This window comes from Streptomyces sp. NPDC057302 (genome assembly GCF_042667685.1).
GTDB lineage: Bacteria > Actinomycetota > Actinomycetes > Streptomycetales > Streptomycetaceae > Streptomyces.
This window is the reverse complement of the sequence record NZ_JBHUZJ010000012.1, coordinates 76,032-94,382: the sequence shown is the minus strand read 5'-3', so window position 1 is coordinate 94,382 and position 18,351 is coordinate 76,032. Positions and strand designations below refer to the sequence as shown.

Annotated in this window: 17 protein-coding genes and 1 pseudogene; 13 read left to right on the top strand and 5 right to left on the bottom strand. The window is 71.4% G+C overall.

The genetic code is table 11. The features are described from left to right. Positions 1 to 323: 323 nt before the first annotated feature. From ACFUPX_RS12010 to ACFUPX_RS11990, 5 genes and pseudogenes are all read left to right on the top strand, one after another. Entirely contained in the window at positions 324 to 1,187 is an 864-nt protein-coding gene (locus ACFUPX_RS12010; RefSeq protein ID WP_383319929.1) for a universal stress protein, read from the top strand. A gap of 44 nt (positions 1,188 to 1,231) precedes the next feature. Next, a pseudogene (locus ACFUPX_RS12005) lies at positions 1,232 to 1,375 on the top strand (hypothetical protein); the annotation flags it as partial. 131 nt (positions 1,376 to 1,506) lie between these two features. Beyond that, entirely contained in the window at positions 1,507 to 2,358 is an 852-nt protein-coding gene (locus ACFUPX_RS12000) for a universal stress protein (protein ID WP_383319927.1), read from the top strand. Between the two features lie 97 nt (positions 2,359 to 2,455). Further along, positions 2,456 to 3,100, top strand: coding sequence for a hypothetical protein (locus tag ACFUPX_RS11995; protein WP_383319925.1), 645 nt, complete (start codon positions 2,456 to 2,458; stop codon positions 3,098 to 3,100). Further along, the gene (locus tag ACFUPX_RS11990; protein WP_383319923.1) at positions 3,097 to 3,540 is read left to right on the top strand and encodes an RDD family protein; all 444 of its coding nucleotides are present in this window, start codon (positions 3,097 to 3,099) and stop codon (positions 3,538 to 3,540) included. Before ACFUPX_RS11995 ends, ACFUPX_RS11990 begins: the two co-directional genes overlap by 4 nt. 12 nt (positions 3,541 to 3,552) lie before the next feature. Here ACFUPX_RS11990 and ACFUPX_RS11985 read toward each other — a convergent pair whose 3' ends face one another. Next, complete coding sequence (locus tag ACFUPX_RS11985) at positions 3,553 to 4,965, bottom strand: MFS transporter (protein ID WP_383319921.1); 1,413 nt, start codon at positions 4,963 to 4,965, stop codon at positions 3,553 to 3,555. A gap of 177 nt (positions 4,966 to 5,142) precedes the next feature. Here ACFUPX_RS11985 and ACFUPX_RS11980 point away from each other — a divergent pair, with 177 nt between their 5' ends. The 5 genes from ACFUPX_RS11980 to ACFUPX_RS11960 are packed head-to-tail and all read left to right on the top strand — an operon-like array spanning position 5,143 to position 8,606. Continuing rightward, entirely contained in the window at positions 5,143 to 5,562 is a 420-nt protein-coding gene (locus tag ACFUPX_RS11980) for a hypothetical protein (RefSeq protein WP_383319919.1), read from the top strand. 12 nt (positions 5,563 to 5,574) lie between these two features. Beyond that, a complete protein-coding gene (locus tag ACFUPX_RS11975) occupies positions 5,575 to 6,501 on the top strand; it encodes a polyphosphate kinase 2 family protein (RefSeq protein ID WP_383319917.1) in 927 nt (308 codons plus the stop codon). Then, entirely contained in the window at positions 6,498 to 6,647 is a 150-nt protein-coding gene (locus tag ACFUPX_RS11970) for a hypothetical protein (protein ID WP_383319916.1), read from the top strand. The genes ACFUPX_RS11975 and ACFUPX_RS11970 overlap by 4 nt, the downstream gene beginning before the upstream one ends. 11 nt (positions 6,648 to 6,658) lie before the next feature. Beyond that, positions 6,659 to 6,892 (top strand): hypothetical protein, encoded by a 234-nt coding sequence (locus tag ACFUPX_RS11965; protein WP_383319914.1) that lies wholly within the window; start codon positions 6,659 to 6,661, stop codon positions 6,890 to 6,892. A 7-nt stretch (positions 6,893 to 6,899) separates the two neighbouring features. Continuing rightward, positions 6,900 to 8,606, top strand: coding sequence for a SulP family inorganic anion transporter (locus ACFUPX_RS11960; RefSeq protein ID WP_383319912.1), 1,707 nt, complete (start codon positions 6,900 to 6,902; stop codon positions 8,604 to 8,606). On the opposite strand, the gene ACFUPX_RS11955 is transcribed toward ACFUPX_RS11960, so the two are convergent. The 3 genes from ACFUPX_RS11955 to ACFUPX_RS11945 are packed head-to-tail and all read right to left on the bottom strand — an operon-like array spanning position 8,593 to position 14,220. Further along, a complete protein-coding gene (locus ACFUPX_RS11955; protein WP_383319910.1) occupies positions 8,593 to 10,074 on the bottom strand; it encodes an alpha-amylase in 1,482 nt (493 codons plus the stop codon). The genes ACFUPX_RS11960 and ACFUPX_RS11955 overlap by 14 nt on opposite strands. Next, positions 10,071 to 12,770: a glucosidase gene (locus ACFUPX_RS11950; protein ID WP_383319908.1), complete on the bottom strand. Its 2,700-nt coding sequence runs from the start codon at positions 12,768 to 12,770 to the stop codon at positions 10,071 to 10,073. Before ACFUPX_RS11950 ends, ACFUPX_RS11955 begins: the two co-directional genes overlap by 4 nt. A 19-nt stretch (positions 12,771 to 12,789) precedes the next feature. Continuing rightward, complete coding sequence (locus ACFUPX_RS11945; protein ID WP_383319906.1) at positions 12,790 to 14,220, bottom strand: hypothetical protein; 1,431 nt, start codon at positions 14,218 to 14,220, stop codon at positions 12,790 to 12,792. A gap of 137 nt (positions 14,221 to 14,357) precedes the next feature. Between ACFUPX_RS11945 and ACFUPX_RS11940 the strand changes: the two genes are divergently transcribed. The 3 genes from ACFUPX_RS11940 to ACFUPX_RS11930 all read left to right on the top strand — a co-directional run bounded on the left by ACFUPX_RS11940 (position 14,358) and on the right by ACFUPX_RS11930 (position 17,857). Continuing rightward, positions 14,358 to 14,912, top strand: a complete 555-nt coding sequence (locus ACFUPX_RS11940; protein WP_383319904.1) for a DUF1269 domain-containing protein — start codon at positions 14,358 to 14,360, stop codon at positions 14,910 to 14,912. Beyond that, positions 14,912 to 15,397 (top strand): DUF1269 domain-containing protein, encoded by a 486-nt coding sequence (locus ACFUPX_RS11935; RefSeq protein WP_383319902.1) that lies wholly within the window; start codon positions 14,912 to 14,914, stop codon positions 15,395 to 15,397. The genes ACFUPX_RS11940 and ACFUPX_RS11935 overlap by 1 nt, the downstream gene beginning before the upstream one ends. A gap of 156 nt (positions 15,398 to 15,553) precedes the next feature. Then, on the top strand, positions 15,554 to 17,857 hold the full coding sequence (locus tag ACFUPX_RS11930) for a LuxR C-terminal-related transcriptional regulator (RefSeq protein WP_383319900.1): 2,304 nt from the start codon (positions 15,554 to 15,556) through the stop codon (positions 17,855 to 17,857). Here ACFUPX_RS11930 and ACFUPX_RS11925 read toward each other — a convergent pair. Next, on the bottom strand, positions 17,843 to 18,331 hold the full coding sequence (locus ACFUPX_RS11925) for a LuxR C-terminal-related transcriptional regulator (protein WP_383319898.1): 489 nt from the start codon (positions 18,329 to 18,331) through the stop codon (positions 17,843 to 17,845). The genes ACFUPX_RS11930 and ACFUPX_RS11925 overlap by 15 nt on opposite strands. Positions 18,332 to 18,351: the final 20 nt, after the last annotated feature.

The window sequence follows — 18,351 nt, the reverse complement described above, 5'->3', positions numbered from 1 at the left end:
TTCGGTGACGTCGGCCGGGGCCGGTTCCAGGGCGTGGGCATAGGTGTCGCGTGCAAGCGACACAGGAAGGTGGGACGCCGAGGTCTGGGGCAACCGCCACCATAAAAGGGGGGTGCCGACGTCGAACAGGTGCCCGTCGGCCACAGTCGTCACTCGCCGCGACCAGCAGCCGACGGGGCGTGTCCGCCGGTGCGCGGAGGGCGGCGCCGCGCCACGCCACGCGTCCCCCTACCGAGGCCGGTTCGCCCCTCCCCGGTCGGCCTCGCCGGTGGAACCGTCCGAAGCAGGGCCCCTGCCGGGGCGTGCCGGAAGGCGGTGGCAGCGTGGACAAGCCCCTGATCGTCGGAGTCGACGGCTCGGATCCGAGCCTGCGCGCGCTGGACTGGGCCGTGGACGAGGCCGCGACGCGAGGGGTGCCACTGCATGTGGTCCACGCGTCGAGGTGGGAGTGGTACGAGGGACACGAACCGTCCATCGACATCAACCAGGCCTCCGTACAAGCCCTTTCGGACCACATCGCGGCTTCGGCCCTCGATCGCGCTCTGCACCACACCACCACCGTCAAGGTCACGAGCGAGGTGCTGCCCGAGGACCCGGCCGTCGCCCTCGCCCTGGTCAGCCCGGAGGCCTGTGCGCTGGTGGTCGGCAGCCGGGGGCGCGGTGAGCTCGCCGAGCTGCTGCTCGGTTCGATCAGCCTGTCGGTGGCCGCGAACGCCGCCTCGCCCGTGTTCGTCGTACGCGGCGGCGAGAAGAGCCTGCGAGGCGGCTTCCGCGCCATCGCCGTGGGGGTCGACGCGTCCCAAGAGGCCGACGGGGCGATGGAGTTCGCCTTCGACGAAGCCGAGGCCCGCAACGCCACCGTGGCCGTCGTCCATGCCTGGCGCTGTCCCGACAGGGAAGTCCCCGACGCCTCCGCGACGCACTACGACGGCCACCGGCGCCGGGCCACCGAACTGGTCGAGGAGGCGCTGCGGGACGCGACGGCCGTCCATCCCGAGGTCATGGTCCGCCGCGAGACCGTCGAGGGCCACGCGCGCACCGCACTCCTCGCCGCCTCCCGCGGCGCCGACCTCCTGGTGGTCGGCGCCCGGCGCCGCAAGGGGCACGTCGGCATGCAGCTCGGCCCGGTCAACCACGCCCTGCTGCACCACTCGGCCTGCCCGGTGGCCGTCGTCCCGTACGCCTGAGCGGCCCAGCCACACAGTCGCAACAACCGCATGCAGGAGGCACCGTGACACCGGTCCGAACGGCAGCCCTCGACACCCACCGGCGCGCGGCGAACCATCTGGCCGTCGGCCAGATCCACCTGATGGGCGATCCCCCGCTGACCGAACCGCTGCGGACCGAACACATCAAGCCACGCCGCCTCGGCCACGTACGCCAGACCATGGCCGACACCCGTTCCCGTCACCACGCCTGGATCCACGCCCCCGGCACCGGCCTTCCGGAGGTCGGTGCCGGGGCCTGGACCGGCTGACGCCCGACCGCACCGCGGAGGTGCGCACCATGCCCACGCATCAGACCATCACCGCCGGCGTCGACGGCTCGCCCGAGAGCCTGGACGCCGCCGGCTGGGCGGCCCGCGAAGCCCTGCGACGTGACCTGCCCCTGCACCTCGTCCACGCCTGCGACCCGCCGGTGGAGGGCAGTCGGCCGCCGGACATCGACGTCCCGTTCCGCCGCGAGGACGGCGCGCTCGACCGCGCCGTCCTGCAGCTCTCGCGCGCCCACCCCGAGCTGGGGATCCTCGACGAGCAGGTCACCGGCCCACCCGTGCAGGCGCTCCTCGCGGCGGCCAGATCCTCGGCGCTGCTGGTCCTGGGCTCGCGCGGCTTCGGCGCGCTCACCGGGAGCCTGGTCGGCTCGGTCGCACTGGCCGTCGCCGCGCGTGCCGCCTGCCCCGTCGCCCTGGTCCGGGCGGGGAATCACCCCGAGGACGAACACCGGGGCGTGGACGGTCCGCAGCGCCCGGTCGTGCTCGGCCTGGACCTCCGCCGCCCGGACGACGAACTGCTGGAGTACGCCTTCGACGCGGCGACCTCCCGGCAGGTGCCGCTGCACGTCGTGCACATCTGGACCGCGCCCCTGATTCCCTCAGCGGACGCCGTCGACCCCGTGGAGGAGAAGTCGCGGCTTCTGGCGGCGGCGCTCACCCCGTGGCGGCACAAGTTCCCCCGGACAGAGGTCACCGAACGGCTCCTGCACGGTCTGCCCGGCCACCACTTGACCAAGGCGGCTTCGACCGGCGGTCTGCTGGTCGTCGGCCGCCGCATCCCAGCGGGGCCGCGCCTGGGACGGACCGCGCACGCGGCGATCCACCACGCCACGACCCCGGTCGTCGTCGTCCCGCACTACTGACGCGCACCGCCGGCGGAGTGCTGAGGGGTCCTGCGCCGCGGGCGACTCACCCGCGGCGGAGGATGCCGGTGCCGCCGGATACCGCTGCGATCACCGGATGGCTGAAGAAGAAGGATGGAGCCCGGTGGCGTTCGTCGCCCGGCGGGCGCGGAGCGCTCTGAACATCGTGGACGAGGCGGCGGGCGTGGTGATCCGCGCGCTGGCAGGCGTGGTTCTCGACCGCATCGACCTGGACGACGTCGTGTCCCGCGTCGACGTGAACCGGATCGCCGACCGGATCGACGTACGACGGGTCGCCGACCGGGTGGACGTCGAGCGGATCGCCGACCGGGTGGACGTGAACCGGATCGCGGAGCGGGTGGACGTGGGGGCGATCGTCGACCGCGTCGACGTCGACGGCATCGCGGACCGGGTCGATGTCGACCGCGTCGCGGACCGGATCGACGTCAACCGGGTCGCGGACCAGGTCGACGTCGACCGGGTCGCCGAACGGGTCGACGTGGACTCGGTGATCGTGCGGATCGATCTGGTGGGGCTCACCCATGACGTGCTGTCGGAGATCGATCTCGGGCGGATCGTGCGTGACACCGGGGGCGGGATGGCCGCGGAGACCGCCGACGCGGTACGCCTGCTCGGCAGGCGCGGCGACCGGGGCGTCAACCGGTTCAGCGACCGGCTGCTCCGGCGTGCGGGGCCGGCGCAGGGCAATGGAGCCGGTCCACCACCACGGCCCGCGCGGTGAACGTACGGGACGGCGGGCCCGGAGCCGAGCCTGCCGGGATCGTCTCGCGCGGCGCCGCGGCGATACTCGACGTGCTGGTCCTTGCCGTCATCGGCATCACGCTCCAGGCGGGCGCCGGGTGTGTGCGGCTGCTGCTCACCGGGCCTCCCTTCCAGTTCCCCGATCTTCCCGGCTGGCTCGCCGGCGTCTCGGGCTGGACCCTCGCCGTCCTGTACTTCGGCTGCTCGTGGGCCGCCATCGGGCGTACGGCGGGAGACGGGCTGATGGGACTGCGCGTCACCGACCGCGCGGGTGAGCTGCTGGGGCTGCCGCGTTCCCTGGTGCGTGCGGCCCTGTGCGTGACGTTCCCCCTGGGGTTGTACTGGGTCCCGCTCAGCAGACGCCGGGCGTCGGTCCAGGACCTGGTGGTGGCCAGTGCGGTGCGCTACGACTGGAGTTGAAGCCGCCCGCCCTCACCCGTGCCGGGTGGGCGCCGGGGTCCGGGGCAGCATGGCGGCGGCGCCGAACCCGCCGAGCCCGATGAAGGCGAGCACCCCGAGGGCGACGGCGTACGGTCCCACGGCCGGGTCCGCGACGAGGATGGTGCCCGCGAGCGCGGTGCCCACCGACGAGCCGAGGTTCGACACGCTGCGCGAGAGGCCGGATATCTCCCCCTGCTGGTCCTCGGGGAAGCTCGACTGCACCACGTTGACCGAGGGCGTCAGCATCACCCCCATCCCCAGGCCGATGAGCAGCAGCCCGGGGACGAACGTCCAGGCGCTCGGTTCGCCGTGGGCCATGGCCAGCAGCACACCGATGCCGCAGATCGTCGCGGCGAACCCGGCCATCACGAGCGTGCGTTGCTCGCGCCTCTTCGCGAAGCGCTCCGCGCCGAGCGAGGACACGAGCAGGCCGAGCGTGGACGCACTGAAGATCACGCCGGTGCCGATCGCGTCGTACCCGCGCACCACCTGGAGGTACGCGGCCACCACGAACGACACTCCCATGAGCATCAGCCACTGCGTGTGCTGGGTGATCAGGCCGAGGTTGGAGGTGCGGTTGCGGAACAGCGAGGTGGAAAGGAGCGGTTGGGCCCCGGCGCGCTCCTTGGCCCGCACCCAGCGGAAGAAGGCCACGAGCACCAGCGCACCGACCAGGAGCAGTGCGCCCATCAGCCAGGCGTTGTCGTCGGCGGCCAGGATGCCCATGACGACCAGGATCAGACCGGTCGCGGACAGCACCGCGCCACCGGTGTCGAAGACCCGGTCGGGGTCCGGCGGGAGCGGATCGTCGAGGCGGCGGGTCAGCACGATGATGAGCGCGACCACCAGGGCCTGGAAGACGAAGGCCGCCCGCCAGCTGATCGTCGAGGCGATCAGCCCGCCGATCAGCGGGCCCGCCGCGGCGCCGACGCCGCCCATCCCCATGATCGCGCCGAAGGCGCGGGCGCGGTCGGCCACGTTCGTGAACAGAAGGGTGGTGAGGATGTAGACGGGCGGGATGAGCAGGGCCGTGCCGACGCCCTGGAGGATGGAGTTGCCCAGGATGAGGATGCCGAGGCCGGGTGCCAGCGCGCTGAGCACGGTGCCGATCCCGTACACGGCGAGACCGATGACGAGGCAGCGCTTGCGGCCGTAGCGGTCGGTCAGGATGCCGCCGGGAATCATCAGCGCCGCCATGACGAGCAGGAAGACCGTGATCGCGGTCTGCACGCCCTGCACCGTGGTGTCCAGGTCCTCGCTGATGTCCTGGATCATGACCGTCATGTTCGAGCCCGCGAAACTGCAGACGAACTGGGCCAGGGCGAGCGGCGCGAGCACCTGACGCGGCCAAGGGCGCTTCTCCTGCCGGGCCTTGGCTCCCTCTGGGGTGGACGGCACGGTCATCGCCTCGCCTCCGTTCGCCGGCTCTCCGCCGTTGGCCGGCCGGACGACGGCCAGCCTCCTGGGGGACCTGCACCGCGGCGTCACCCTCGGAGGGTGACGACCGGGGGCACCGGTCGGGGGCAACACTCGGGGCACTGCGGTGCAATCGGCACCCTGCTCGAGCATGGAGGCCCTGTCATGGCCACCACGACCACTCAGCACCATCGCTCCGGCGCCAAACAGACGGCGGCCGCCGGGCTGACCATCTTCGCCGGGGTGCTGCTGTTCCTCTCCGGGTCCCTGGACTTCTGCCGGGGGCTCATGGCCGTCCTCGAGGACAAGATCTTCGTCAACACCCCTGGCTATGCCTTCGAGTTCGACCTGACCAGCTGGGGCTGGATCCACATGGTCATCGGCACGATCGCGGTGGTCGTCAGTTTCGGCCTGTTCGTCGCGGCGACGTGGGCCAGGGTCACGGGCATCGTCATCACGTCGCTGATGATCATCGCCAGCTTCCTGTCCCTCCCCTACCACCCCATCTGGTCCCTCACCCTGATCGCGATGGACGGGTTCATCATCTGGGCCCTGTGCGTGGTGGAGAAGGATTCCGTCTACTGACCGAGGTGGCCCATGAGGGACGCACGGGCACGCTCGGCGGGCGATCGGGCGGAACGGATCGCCGAGTTCATCGCTCCGCTGCGGGTCGAACCCGGTTCGAAAGTGGACCTGTCCAGGGACTTCGATCCCGCCCACAAGGCGGGCGTCAAGACGAAGAAGGACGGGCAGGAACTGCTCCGCGCCGGCGTCGTCCTGCTGGCCGACTACCAGCGGCGGCTGGCCGCGCAGGGCACGCACGGGGTCCTGGTGTGCCTCCAGGCGCTGGACGCCGGAGGCAAGGACGGCACGATCCGCCATGTGATGAGCGGGGTCAATCCCCAGGGCGTGCGCGTGGCCGGCTTCAAGGTGCCCTCGGCGGCGGAGCTCGGCCACGACTACCTCTGGCGCTACTCCCGCAGCCTGCCGAGCCGCGGAGAGATCGGCATCTTCAACCGGTCGCACTACGAGGAGGTCCTGGTCGTGCGGGTGCACCCCGAGCACCTCACCCGCCAGGGGCTGCCGGGGCACACCACGGGCAAGAAGATCTGGCGGCGCCGCTACCGGGAGATCAACGACTGGGAGCGGTATCTGACGGACAACGGCTTCAGGATCGTCAAACTGTTCCTGAACCTGTCCAAGGAGGAGCAGCGTCTGCGCTTCCTCAAGCGGATCGACGTACCGGAGCGGAACTGGAAGTTCTCGGCGGCCGATGCCCGTGAACGTACGTTCTGGGACTCCTACCAGACGGCGTTCTCCGAGATGTTGTCCGCCACCAGCACTCCCTGGGCGCCTTGGTACGTCGTGCCGGCGGACCGCAAGTGGTTCGCGCGCATCTGCGCGGCGGCCGTGCTCGCCGACACCCTGATCGACATCGACCCGCAGTATCCGGTCATCGACGACAAGAGCCGGCGTGCACTGGAGCTGGCGAAACAGCAGCTGGAGGAGGAGCAGGCGCGATGACCGCACAGCCACCCGGCCACGGTGAACGCCCCGCACCGGCGGACGACTGGTACGCCCGCTCGGCCGACTCGGTGATCGCTGAACCCGATGTCGACCCGGCCGTGGGCCTCGACGCCACGGCTGGCCGCGCGGCCGGCCCGTGCTGACGGGGGCTCTGATGCTGACCGTCGGGCTCGCGGGGACGGCCATGCCGATCGGCCTTCTGGCCTTGATCCAGCTCGGCGACGTGCGTGACGACAGCGTCCGCGTCGGCCACTCCATTGCCCTGACCGCGTTCGCGCCGTGTCTGATCGTCGCCGCCCTCGGATGCCGCAGCCGGACCGGCACGGTGCTCACCGCCCTCGCGCTCCTTGCGCTGTCGGAGCTCGGCGAGCTCGCCGGGCAGGGGTGAGGGGCCGGTGCGCGGGCGCGGGACGCCGCCAGGGGTCAAGACGCTGCGGACCTACCGGCGGGAGTGGCTGTTCAAGGACGTGGTCGCGGGCATCGTACTGAGCACGCTGCTCGTGCCCCAGGGCATGGCCTACGCCGAACTGGCCGGGCTGCCGCCGATCACGGGTCTGTACACCTCCGTGCTGTGCCTGCTCGCGTACGCCGTGGCCGGTCCCTCGCGCGTCCTGGTGCTCGGCCCCGACTCCTCGCTCGGCCCGATGATCGCCGCGACGGTCCTGCCCCTGATCGCCTCGGACGGCGACAGCGGACGGGCGATCGCGCTCGCCTCCATGCTCGCCCTGATGGTCGGTACGATCACCCTTCTCGCCGGGGTGGCACGGCTCGGATTCGTCGCCGATCTCATCTCCAAGCCCACCATGATCGGCTATATGAACGGCCTGGCCCTGACCATCCTGATCGGGCAGTTGCCCAAGCTGTTCGGCTTCTCGACCGACGCCGACGGGCTGATCGGCGAGGTGGACGCCTTCGTCCAGGGGGTGGCGGACCGGCGCACGGTACCGGCCGCCGTCGCGGTCGCCGGTGGCTGCATCCTGGTGATCCTGCTGCTGCAGCGTCTGATGCCCAAGATCCCAGCCGTCCTCGTCATGGTGGTCCTCGCCATCAGTACGTCCGTCCTGCTCGATCTGGACGAGCACGGGGTGAAGACCGTCGGCACGCTGCCCGAGGGGCTGCCGCCGTTCACGGTCCCGCACATCGCCTGGGCCGACCTGGGCCCGCTGTTCGTCGGCGCCCTGGGCATCGCCCTGGTGTCCCTGGCCGACACCATCTCCAACGCCTCCGCCTTCGCCGCCCGCACCGGTCAGGAAGTACGCGGCAACGACGAGATGATCGCGATCGGCACGGCGAACGTGGCCGTGGGGCTGTTCCAGGGGTTCCCCGTGAGCACCAGCGGTTCGCGCACGGCCGTGGCCGAGCGGGCGGGGGCCAAGACCCAGCTCACCGGAGTCGTCGGTGCGGGCCTCATCCTGCTGATGCTCGTGCTGCTGCCGGGGCTCTTCCGCGATCTGCCGCAGCCCGCGCTCGCCGCGGTGGTCATCACGGCCTCCCTCTCGCTGGCCGACCTCGCGGGCACGAGGCGCCTTTGGCGCCAGCGCAAGGCGGAGTTCTGGCTGTCCATCTCGGCCTTCCTCGGGGTGGCGCTGCTCGGTGTGCTGCCGGGGATCGGCGTCGCGGTGGGCCTGTCCATCCTGAACGTCTTCCGGCGCGCGTGGTGGCCCTACAGCACCGTGCTGGGGCGCGTGTCCGCCCTGGAGGGCTACCACGACGTGCGCTCGCACCCGGGCGCGCAGCTCCTGCCGGGCCTGGTGATCTTCCGTTTCGACGCGCAGCTGTTCTTCGCCAACGCCAAGTCGTTCCGCGAGGAAGTCCTTCGGTACACACACGCCGACCCGGCCACGCGGCGCGTGGTGATCGCCGCGGAGCCGGTGACCGACGTCGACACGACCGCCGCGGACATCCTGGAGGAGCTGGACGCGGCGCTCCAGGAGCTCGGCGTCGTCCTGGTCTTCGCCGAGCTCAAGGATCCGGTGCGGCGCAAGGTCGAGCAGTACGGGCTGGCCCGCACCTTCGACGCGCGCCGCTTCTACCCCACCGTGGAGGCCGCCGTGGAGGCGTACCGCGCGCAGAGCGGCGCGGACTGGGTCAGCCCGGCGTGAGGACCGAGAGCAGGTGCGTGCCCCAGGGCGGCAGGTCGACGTAGAGCCCCTCGGCCGTCAGCTCCGCGCCCGGACGTTCGAACCGCTCGGCGTCGAGCAGACCCGCCAACTCCCAGGCGTCCTGCCCCAGTTCGGCCCAGGGCAGCCGGATGCGGGCCTGGGCCCGGTGGTCCGAGAGGTTCACCACCGTCAGGAACCGGCCCGACTCACCGGACCAGCACGAGGCGATCAGGTCGCGGCCGGAGTCGTTGTCGGGCCAGCCGTAGCCGTCCAGGAGCTGCCACCGCCCCGTCCGCATGCCGCTGCGGTGCACGGCCGACAGCAGTCGTTCGTGGAACGCCCGCAGGGAGGGGTCCGGCGGCTCGTCGGGACGGCGGTCCAGGAAGACCGGCAGGTGGACGCGGCGCCCGGTGAACTGGCCCTCGTGCCACAGGGTGGCGCCGGGCAGGGTCGCGATCAGAACGGCCGCGGCCCGCTCCTTGGCCGGCGTCAGCGTCCGCGCGGCCCGCGGCTCGTCGTGGTTCTCCAGGAACCGGACGAGTCCGCGCTGGTACTGCTCGTCGGCCCGCAGGTGCGCCCGGACCGACTCGGGGCTCTCGTTGAGCACGCGGTCGTACAGACGCTTGTCGTAGCAGAAGTCGAACCCCTGCCCCTGGAGCTCCCATTCGAGGTCCCAGTACGCCTCCGCGGCGAAGACCATGTGCGGGTGGTGGCGCCGGACGGCGGTCATGACCTCCGGCCAGAAGTCCTCCTGCGGGACGGGCCCCGCCCGCTCGCCCCACGTACGGGCGAAGACGTCGTTCATCATCAGCATCGCCATGTCGCAGCGCACCCCGTCGCACACCTGGCCGATGCCGTCGAGCACCTCCGCGGTCGCCCGCCGCAGGGCGGGCGCGAAGGCGTTCAGCTGCACCACGTCCGGCCAGGGCGGGAAGAACGGGTCGCGGCCCCGCGCGAGCACGGCGTGCCCGGTGTCGAGGAACCCGGCCGGATCGCTCCGGGCGTCCTGCGCGTCGCCCCGCACGAAGTACTCGGGGTGCGCTTGCACCCAGGGGCTGTCCGGGGCGACGTGGTTGGGCACGTAGTCGAGCAGCAGGCCCACTCCCCTGCGCTCGAGTTCGGACCGTGCGGCGGCAAGACCGGCGGGTCCGCCGAGCGCCGCGTCGACCTCGTAGCGGCGGATGCAGTACGGCGATCCCGCGATGTCCCGCTCACCGATGTCGGGGACGGCTCCGGCGAAGGCGCCGCGCAGCGCCGGGTCCTCCAGGGCGATGGCACGCCCCTGCGGGCTGCGCTCCCACACCCCCATCAGCCAGACGGCGTCGATGCCGGACGGCGTGATCTCGTCCCACACGTCCTTGGGCACGTCCGCGAGACCGGCCGGGCCACCGGTGCGGTGCGCGGTCTCGCGCAGCCACACGCGCGTGTTGACCTCGTGCACGACGGGCTGCGCGGGCAACTCGGTCATCGTTTCTGCCTCCTCGCGGGGCCGGAGCGGAAGTCTTCCGGTCCGAGCGTGCCGAAGATCTTCATCAGTGCGGCGACGAGACCGGTCCAGCCGGTCTGGTGCGAGGCGCCGAGGCCTGCCCCGTTGTCGCCGTGGAAGTACTCGTAGAAGGAGATCAGGTCGCGCCAGTGCGGGTCGTCCGCGAACTTCTCCTGGCCTCCGTACACGGGCCGTCGGCCGTCGTCCGCACGCAGGAAGATCCTGCTCAGCCGGGCGCTGATGTCCTCGGCGACCTCGTACAGGTTCTTGCGCACCCCGGATCCTGTCGGGCACTCGACGGTGAAGTCGTCGCCGTAGAAGCCGTACAGGTTGAGCAGCCCGCGGATGACGAGGGCGTTCATCGGCATCCAGATGGGGCCGCGCCAGTTGGAGTTGCCGCCGAACATGCCGGTGTCCGACTCGGCGGGCAGATAGCCGACCCTGTACTCCTGCCCGTGCACCCAGAACGTGTAGGGGTGCGCGGCGTGGTGGCGGGAGAGCGCCCTGATGCCGTAGGGGCTCAGGAACTCGTCCTCCGACAGGAGCCGGGCGAGCACGCGCACCAGCTTCTTCTCGTCCAGGATGGACAGCAGCCGCGGGCCGCCCGCCACGCCGGCCTGCGCCGATGTCAGGGTCACGGACAGCGAGGGGTGGCGCTCGGCGAACCGCCGCAGCCGCTCGCCGACACCGGACAGCCGCTCCAGCTCCTCCGGCTGGAAGACGGTCGAGGCGCACAGCGGAAGCAGGCCCACCATGGAGCGGACCTTCAGCCGGACCGCCTGCCCGTCGGGCAGCCGCAGCACGTCGTAGAAGAACCCGTCCTCCTCGTCCCACAGCTCGTCGTGGAGTTCCCCGACCCGGTCCATCGAGGCCGCGATCCACAGGTAGTGCTCGACGAACTTCAGGACCAGGTCCTCGTACGAGGAATTGAGTTCGACGAGTTCCATCGCGATCTGGAGCATCGACTGGCAGTACAGCGCCATCCAGGCGGTGCCGTCCGCCTGTTCCAGGTTGCCTCCGGTGGGCAGGGGGGCGCTGCGGTCGAAGACGCCGATGTTGTCCAGGCCGAGGAAGCCGCCCTGGAAGATGTTGCGGCCGCCGAGATCCTTGCGGTTGACCCACCAGGTGAAGTTCGTGAGCAGTTTCTGGAAGGTGCGTTCGAGGAAGGCGCGGTCGGCGTTGCCGGTCGTGCCCTTCTCCACCGTGTACACGAAGTACGCGGCCCAGGCGTGCACGGGCGGATTGACGTCGCCGAAGTTCCACTCGTAGGCCGGGATCTGGCCGTTGGGGTGCAAGTAGGCGTCGCGCAACAGCAGTTCGAGCTGCTCCTTGGCGAAGCCGACGTCGACGACCGACAGGCCCACGGCATGGAACGCCAGGTCCCAGGCGGCGAACCAGGGGTACTCCCACTTGTCCGGCATGGAGATGATGTCGTCGCTCTCCATGTGGAACCACTCGTGGTTGCGCAGTCCCGGCCGCGGCGGGCTCCACGGGGTCAGATCGTGCTCGCCCAGCCACTTCTCCAGGTCGAAGGCGTAGTACTGCTTGGACCAGAGCATTCCGGAGAGGGCCTGGCGCAGGACGCGCGCCTCGTCCTCGCCGGCGCCCTCGGGGGTCAACTCCTGATAGAAGGCGTCGGCTTCGGCGATACGGTCCTTGAACACCGTGTCGAATCCCCGGTCCAGGGAGAGTTTCCCGCCCGCGGGGCCCAGCCGCAGACGGATCGTGGCCGACCCTCCCGCCGGGACACCGAGGACGTGGTGGGCGGCCGCCTTGGTGCCCTCCCGGGCCGGGTTGACGGCGCTCTCCTCCCCTTCCACGACGTAGCGGCCGATGGCGTTCTTGACGTAGGGGCCGGCGTTGGGCGAGCCGAAGAGCCGCTCGTTGTCGCTCTCGTTCTCCGTGAAGAGCAGCGGCACCCCCTCGCCGCACCGGAGGTCGTAACTGCCCAGCTGGGGGTGGTCGGCCCGGATCGTGACGGTCGGGTCCGGCCCGTCGACCGCCCGCAGCCGTGGCCTTGCCTCCTGCTCGTGGGACTCGCCCCAGGACCAGGTGTTGCGGAACCACAGCGTCGGCAGCACGTGCAGGGTCGCCTCGTCGGGGCCACGGTTGTCGACGGTGACGCGCATCAGGATGTCGTCGTGGTCCGCCTTGGCGTACTCCACCGTGACGTCGAAGTACCGGTCGTCGTCGAACACACCGGTGTCCATGAGCTCGTACTCGAACTCCTGACGCGTGCGGTCCCGGTTGACGGACACGAGATCGTTGTACGGGAACGCCGTCTGCGGGTACTTGTACAGGTACCGCAGGTAGGAGTGGCTGGGGGTGCTGTCGAGGTAGAAGTAGTACTCCTTGACGTCCTCGCCGTGGTTGCCCTCGCCGTTGGTGAGGCCGAAGGCCCGCTCCTTGAGGATCGCGTCGCGGCCGTTCCACAGGGCCAGGGCCAGGCACAGGCGCTGCTTGTCGTCGCAGATCCCGCCGAGACCGTCCTCGCCCCACCGGTAGGCGCGAGAGCGCGCGTGATCGTGCGGAAAGTAGGACCAGGCGTCGCCGCCGGGGCTGTAGTCCTCGCGGACCGTGCCCCATTGCCGTTCGCTCAGGTACGGGCCCCACAGGCGTGAGCGTCCACTCCCGTCGCCGTTGGGTCCGACCCGTCCGGCGTGCGTCCGCCTCTTCATGCCCGTCTCCCTGCCTCGGTCAACCGGATGCGCCACTCTTCGCGGGGGCCTCCCGGCCCGCCTCACCTGACGGGGGTGAGCCTTCCGAGCGGGCGACGAGGGTGATCGCGATCTCGTACACGGCCAGCAGCGCACCGACCACGAACAGGCCTGTCCACGACGACAGGAGCAGCGCGATCAGAGCCGCGACGACGAGGCCCGACACCCGCAGCACATCGGCGTGCTGTGCCAGCCACGGCCGCACCCGTGCGCCTTCCACCCGGTCGCCGGCCTTGGCCAGGAGGTGGCCGGTGGCGCGCGCGCCCTGCGCCACGTACCGGCGCAGTGCCCTCGGCAGGCGGCCGGGCCCCACCAGGTACGCCACCACGGCGATGGCGACGCCCAGCCACAGCAGTTGGTCGCCCCGGTCGCGCAGGGTCGTGAACACCGTCCACATCGCGGCGCGTGCGCCGTCGCGGTAGACGCCCGACGGCACCTGGCCGAGCAGCTGGTCCCGGACCGCCCGCAGGACGGCCGCAAGGACCGTGACGGTCACCACCAGCCACAGACCGAGCTGGAGGAGGGTGCGCCGCCGCTGGGGCGAGATCCACAGGGCGAGCCCGAGCAGCACGGGCACCGCGATCACCAGACCCACCACGGAGCGCTTGGCCAGCAGCACGGTGTCCTGCAACTGACCCAGTTCGTTGCGGTTGTAGAGCCGGATCTGCGCGAAGTTCTCGGGCAGCGAGACCCCGAGCGCCTTCTCGATGCGCTCGTGCAGGCCCGGCGGGATCTCGCCGGAGGAGAGTGCGGGCAGATCGAGCTTCTTGCCGAACAGGGTGGGCAGTTGATCCTCCAGGGACCGCAGTACGTTGTTGACCATCGGCAGCAGGTTCAGGGTGACCGTGTCGCCGCTCACCCGCACGTTCTCGTTGCGCTCCTCGAGCACCTCGACGATCCGCGCGTGGGCGCGGCGGTTCGTCTCGCGCCACAGCGCCCGGAACCGGTCGTCGGCGATGAGCTTGGATATCGAGTTCCGCAGATAGTCGTGGACGGCGGTGGTGACCGGTGCCGCCAGGAAGGACGCGCGCGGCGGCAGCGTGTCGGAAAGCCGCTGCTCGACGTCCAGTTGGTCGAATATCTCGCGCGCCAGATAGGTGGAGACGGCGGCGTTCACGTCGGGGTCCTCGGGCAGCGGACCCACCGTGGCGATCCAGCGGTCCGTGTTGAGCGTGGTCCGCGCTCCCCACACCCCCACGATCGACGTGGTCGCCAGGACGGCGACCAGAGCGATCAGGACGGCCGCGACGATCCGCCGCACGGACAGCAGCCGGGCCCGGCGCCGCCGCTCGGTACCGACCCGGTCCCGCAGCTCGCCGACCTCCGCGCGCAGGCGCTCCAGTTCGGCCTCGGTGACGCTCTCCCGGGTGGGCTCGGGGACGTTCCCGTCCGGTGTCTCTTGATGCGTCATGGGCGTCGCACCTCCGCCTCCCACCGTCACGGCACCCGCGACCCGGTTCCCTCACCTGAGGCGGGTGACGCGCGGCAGCGGGTGGCGACGCTGTGATGACGGCCGTGACGGCAGCGGTTCCCCCGAGAGGAGACACGATGGCTGGGATCGGACCGGTACAACTTTTGACGGTCGAGTTCGGACCCGACGCCAAGTTCGAGGGGCGGATCATCGAGGAACTGGCGATCCTCGAGGCGAACGGACAGATCCGTGTCCTCGACATGCTTTTCGTGCGCAAGGAGCCCGGTGGGGATCTGTTCGCCCTCGACTTCCAGGCGGAGGGGATGGGTGAGACGGTCGCCACGCTCCTCGGGCTCACCAGCGAGCAGGTCAGGGCCGCGGAGGAGATGGACGCGAGCCTGGCCGACGGCAACGCCTTCGGTCTGACCCTCGACGAGATCAGGGAGATGGCCGACTCCCTCGACCCGGGGGCCGCGGCGGCCTTCATCCTGCTGGAACACGTATGGGCCAAGTACCTGCGCAAAGCACTCCGCGACGCCGGGGCCGTCCCCGTCGCCGAGGGCTTCCTCACCGAGGAGGCACTGGCCCCCGTGATCAACGAACTCACGTCGATGGCACAGAAGTTGGGTGACCCGGTCACGCCCGCGGCAACGCCGGACCCGACAACCCGCAACCACCGGAGGAGGGCCTGATGGCCGATCTCGTCGTGCTCGGATTCTCGGACAAGGAGAAGGCGGAGAGCGTCCTGCGCCTCGCCAAGGAACTGTCCCGCCAGGAACTGCTCGACCTGGAGGACGCGGCAATCGCCTGGCGGACCATGGACGGCAAGATCCATGTGCACCAGACGTACAACACCACGGCCACCGGAGCGGCCGGCGGCGCCCTGTGGGGCTCGCTGTTCGGACTGCTCTTCCTGATGCCGGTGTTCGGTGCCGCGGTGGGCGCCGCCACCGGCGCCATCGCCGGAAAGCTCAGCGACGTCGGCATCAACGACGCCTTCGTCAAGGAGATCTCCAGCACTCTCGAACCGGGACGCGCGGCGCTCTTCGCCCTCGTCCGGCGCTCGACACCCGACCGTGTACGTGACGCGGTGCGTCCCTTCAACCCCACCGTGATCCGTACGTCGCTCACCAAGGACCGGGAGGAGGAGCTGGTGGCGGCACTTCAGGAGAAGTGACCGGGGGCGGCCCGGCGCTCCGGGCCGCGGCGGCAGGCGCCGTCTCCCACCGGGATTTCACCCGGGTGAGATGGCGCCTGCCGCGCGCTCTGCCGGTTCCGGCGGCCCCATACTTGGCGCAGTCGCCACACTTGCTCCGAGAGCGAGGTGCCGCCCATGGCCGAGTCCTCACGGCCCGCACGGAACGACGGCCGTACCCGGGCGCCCGCAGGCGCGACGCCCGCGGTGCCCGCCTGGCTCGTCCCCCGGCCCCGCCTGACCGACCGTCTCGCGAGAGGCGTCCTCGGCCCGCTGACCGTGATCGTGGGCCCCGTGGGGGCCGGAAAGACGGCTCTCGCCCTGGAGTGGGCGCACACCAGGCGCTTGCCGGGCCCGCTCGCCTGGGTCACCTGCGACGGCCGGGCCGAGCAGTCCGGTGTCTTCTGGCCGCGCGTGATCGGCGCGCTGCGCGAGGCCGGAGTGGAGCTGTCGGAAGCCCCCACCTCCGAGGCGGAACCGCTGCTCGTGGCGGCGCTCGCCGCCGGACTGCGCAAGCACGGTGAGCCGGTGGTGCTGGTCCTCGACGACTTCCAGCCCACTCCGGGATCCCCGATCGCGGAAGGGGTCAGCAGCCTCCTGCGGCATCTGCCGGGGGTGCTGCGCCTGGTGGTCCTCGCCCGCCGGGATCCACCCCTGCATCTGCACCGCGGCCGTCTCACCAGCGAGGTGAGCGAGCTGCGGACCGGCGACCTGGCCTTCGACGACCGGGAGACCGCCGCGCTCCTCGCCCAGCACGGGATCGACGTGCCCAAGCAGACGGTGAGCGCGCTGCGACGGCGCACGGACGGCTGGGCGGCGGGCCTGCGGCTCGCGGCGATGTCCATGGAGAAGCGCGACGACCCCGAGCGGTTCGTGGCGCAGTTCGCCGGCGACGACGAGGCCGTCGCCAGCTATCTCGTCGAGGAGGTGCTCGACCAGCAACCCGACGGCATGCGCCGGCTGCTGCTCACGACGAGCGTCCTTGACCATGTGAACGCCGAACTCGCCGTCGAGCTCTCCGGCGAGGACGCGGGCAGGCACTTCGCCGACCTCGTCCGGGAGAACTCGTTCCTGCAACCCGTCGGCCAGGGCTGGTACCGCTGCCACCAGATGTTCGCCGACGTGCTGCGGATGTGCCTGCGCCACGAGAAGCCCGGCCTGGTCGCCCCGCTGCACCGCCGCGCCGCGGCCTGGCTGGGCGAGCACGGTCTCCTGGCCGACGCCGTGCGCCACCTGCTCGCCGCGGGCGACTGGGACCGGGCGGCCCGGCTGATCGTGGACCGCCTCGCGATCGGCCAGGTGCTCGGCCTCACCCGGCTGCGGCTGCCGGCCGAGCTGACCCGGCAGTTGCCCGAACAGCTGCCGACGGAGCACCCCGAATCCGCTCTGCTCGCCGCGGCGGTCGCCCGGGTCCGCGAGGACGACCAGCTGACCTCCCGCTACCTCGACCTGTCCGAACGGTTGCTGGCCGACCTGACGGCGGGGGACGACCGCACCGCCCGGTGCCGCGTGGCGCATTGCGTGATCCGCATGGAACAGCTGCGCTCGCGGGACCCGCAGGCGGCCCACGCCGCGGCGGCCGACGCGGAGTCGGCCCTCTCATGCCTGCCGCAGGCGGCCCTGGCACAGCACCCGGAGATCCTTGCGCTCACCTTGGCGATCCGCGGCAGTGGCGAGCTGCGGGCGGGGGGCCTGAAAGCCGCTGAAGCCTCCCTCACCGGGGGGCTCAAGGCCGCGGGCGCCGCCGGGAACGGCATGCTGCGCCGGGACTGCCTGGTCGAACTCGCGCTCATCGAGGCGCTCCGGGGCCGCTTCCGTGGCGCCGACGAACTCGCCGCCCAGGCGGCCCAGCCGCCGCTGCCCGCCTGGACCGTGGCGCAGCGCCCGCAGGCGTCCCTGCACCTCGTGCGCGCCTGGGTCGAACTGGCGCGCGGCGAACCCGGCCGGGCCCGGCACGAACTCACGCTGACCAGAGCCGTGCTCGGCGCGCTGCCCGACGTGTTCCTCTCCGAGGTCGAGTCGTTGCTGGCGGGGCTGGCCACGGCGCTGGAGCGCGGCGGTTCGACGCCTGCGCCGATCGGTGACGTGGTGGCCGCGTCCCGGCTGCCCCGTACCGTGCTGCGGGCGGTGCTGCCCGCGTGCGTCTCCCTGCTCGACTCCGCTCGCCACCGGGTCGCGCTCAGCGCCGTACCGCGGCAGGCGACCGCGCGGCCCGCCCTCGTCCTCGTGGGCGTCCCGCCGGCCCCCGCCGGGCGGCTCAGCGCGCGGGAGCGCGACGTCCTGGACCGGCTGGCGCAGATGATGACCACCGAGGAGATCGCCGAGGACCTGTATCTCTCGGTGAACACGGTGAAGACGCATCTCAAGAGCGTCTACCGCAAGCTGGCCGTGACCCGGCGCTCGGCCGCCGTCCGGCGGGCCCGCGAACTACAGCTCCTGTGACACGAGCCCCAGCGCACGGGCCCGCCGCACCGCGTCCGCCCGGGAGCACACGCCCAGCTTCCGGTACACGGCGCGGACGTGGCTCTTGACCGTGTTCACCGACACGTACATGCCGTCGGCGATCTGCCGCAGCGGCACCTCCTGCTGCAACTGGTGCAGCACCGCCAGCTGACACTGCGTCAAAGGCTCCACGGGCTCCTGTACGGGCCTCTGCACGGGCTGCTCCGGCTGGGCGGCGACGAAGGCCAGCACGGCTGCCGCCTCCCCCACCAGGGCACCCGCACTGCGTACGTCGCCCACGTCTCCCGCGATCCGGACCAAGGTGCCCGCGACCCACGCCAGACACGTCGTCACGGTCGTGTCGGCCGCCTGTGCCTCTCGGCTGAGCACGTGCAACCGCCCGTGCAGGACGGAGACTTCGCCGCCCACTCCCCTCGAGCCGCTTCGCGGCTCCGCGCACAGCGCCACGGACATGCCCCTCACCTCCCCATGTG

Coding starts and splice junctions, on each gene's coding strand:
- ACFUPX_RS11930 (WP_383319900.1), top strand. CDS start 15,554: ATGGCCGAGTCCTCACGGCCCGCACGGAACGACGGCCGTACCCGGGCG.
- ACFUPX_RS11935 (WP_383319902.1), top strand. CDS start 14,912: ATGGCCGATCTCGTCGTGCTCGGATTCTCGGACAAGGAGAAGGCGGAG.
- ACFUPX_RS11925 (WP_383319898.1), bottom strand. CDS start 18,331: ATGTCCGTGGCGCTGTGCGCGGAGCCGCGAAGCGGCTCGAGGGGAGTG.
- ACFUPX_RS11985 (WP_383319921.1), bottom strand. CDS start 4,965: ATGACCGTGCCGTCCACCCCAGAGGGAGCCAAGGCCCGGCAGGAGAAG.
- ACFUPX_RS11945 (WP_383319906.1), bottom strand. CDS start 14,220: ATGACGCATCAAGAGACACCGGACGGGAACGTCCCCGAGCCCACCCGG.
- ACFUPX_RS11980 (WP_383319919.1), top strand. CDS start 5,143: ATGGCCACCACGACCACTCAGCACCATCGCTCCGGCGCCAAACAGACG.
- ACFUPX_RS11970 (WP_383319916.1), top strand. CDS start 6,498: ATGACCGCACAGCCACCCGGCCACGGTGAACGCCCCGCACCGGCGGAC.
- ACFUPX_RS11950 (WP_383319908.1), bottom strand. CDS start 12,770: ATGAAGAGGCGGACGCACGCCGGACGGGTCGGACCCAACGGCGACGGG.
- ACFUPX_RS11975 (WP_383319917.1), top strand. CDS start 5,575: ATGAGGGACGCACGGGCACGCTCGGCGGGCGATCGGGCGGAACGGATC.
- ACFUPX_RS11940 (WP_383319904.1), top strand. CDS start 14,358: ATGGCTGGGATCGGACCGGTACAACTTTTGACGGTCGAGTTCGGACCC.
- ACFUPX_RS11965 (WP_383319914.1), top strand. CDS start 6,659: ATGCTGACCGTCGGGCTCGCGGGGACGGCCATGCCGATCGGCCTTCTG.
- ACFUPX_RS11995 (WP_383319925.1), top strand. CDS start 2,456: ATGGCTGAAGAAGAAGGATGGAGCCCGGTGGCGTTCGTCGCCCGGCGG.
- ACFUPX_RS12000 (WP_383319927.1), top strand. CDS start 1,507: ATGCCCACGCATCAGACCATCACCGCCGGCGTCGACGGCTCGCCCGAG.
- ACFUPX_RS11955 (WP_383319910.1), bottom strand. CDS start 10,074: ATGACCGAGTTGCCCGCGCAGCCCGTCGTGCACGAGGTCAACACGCGC.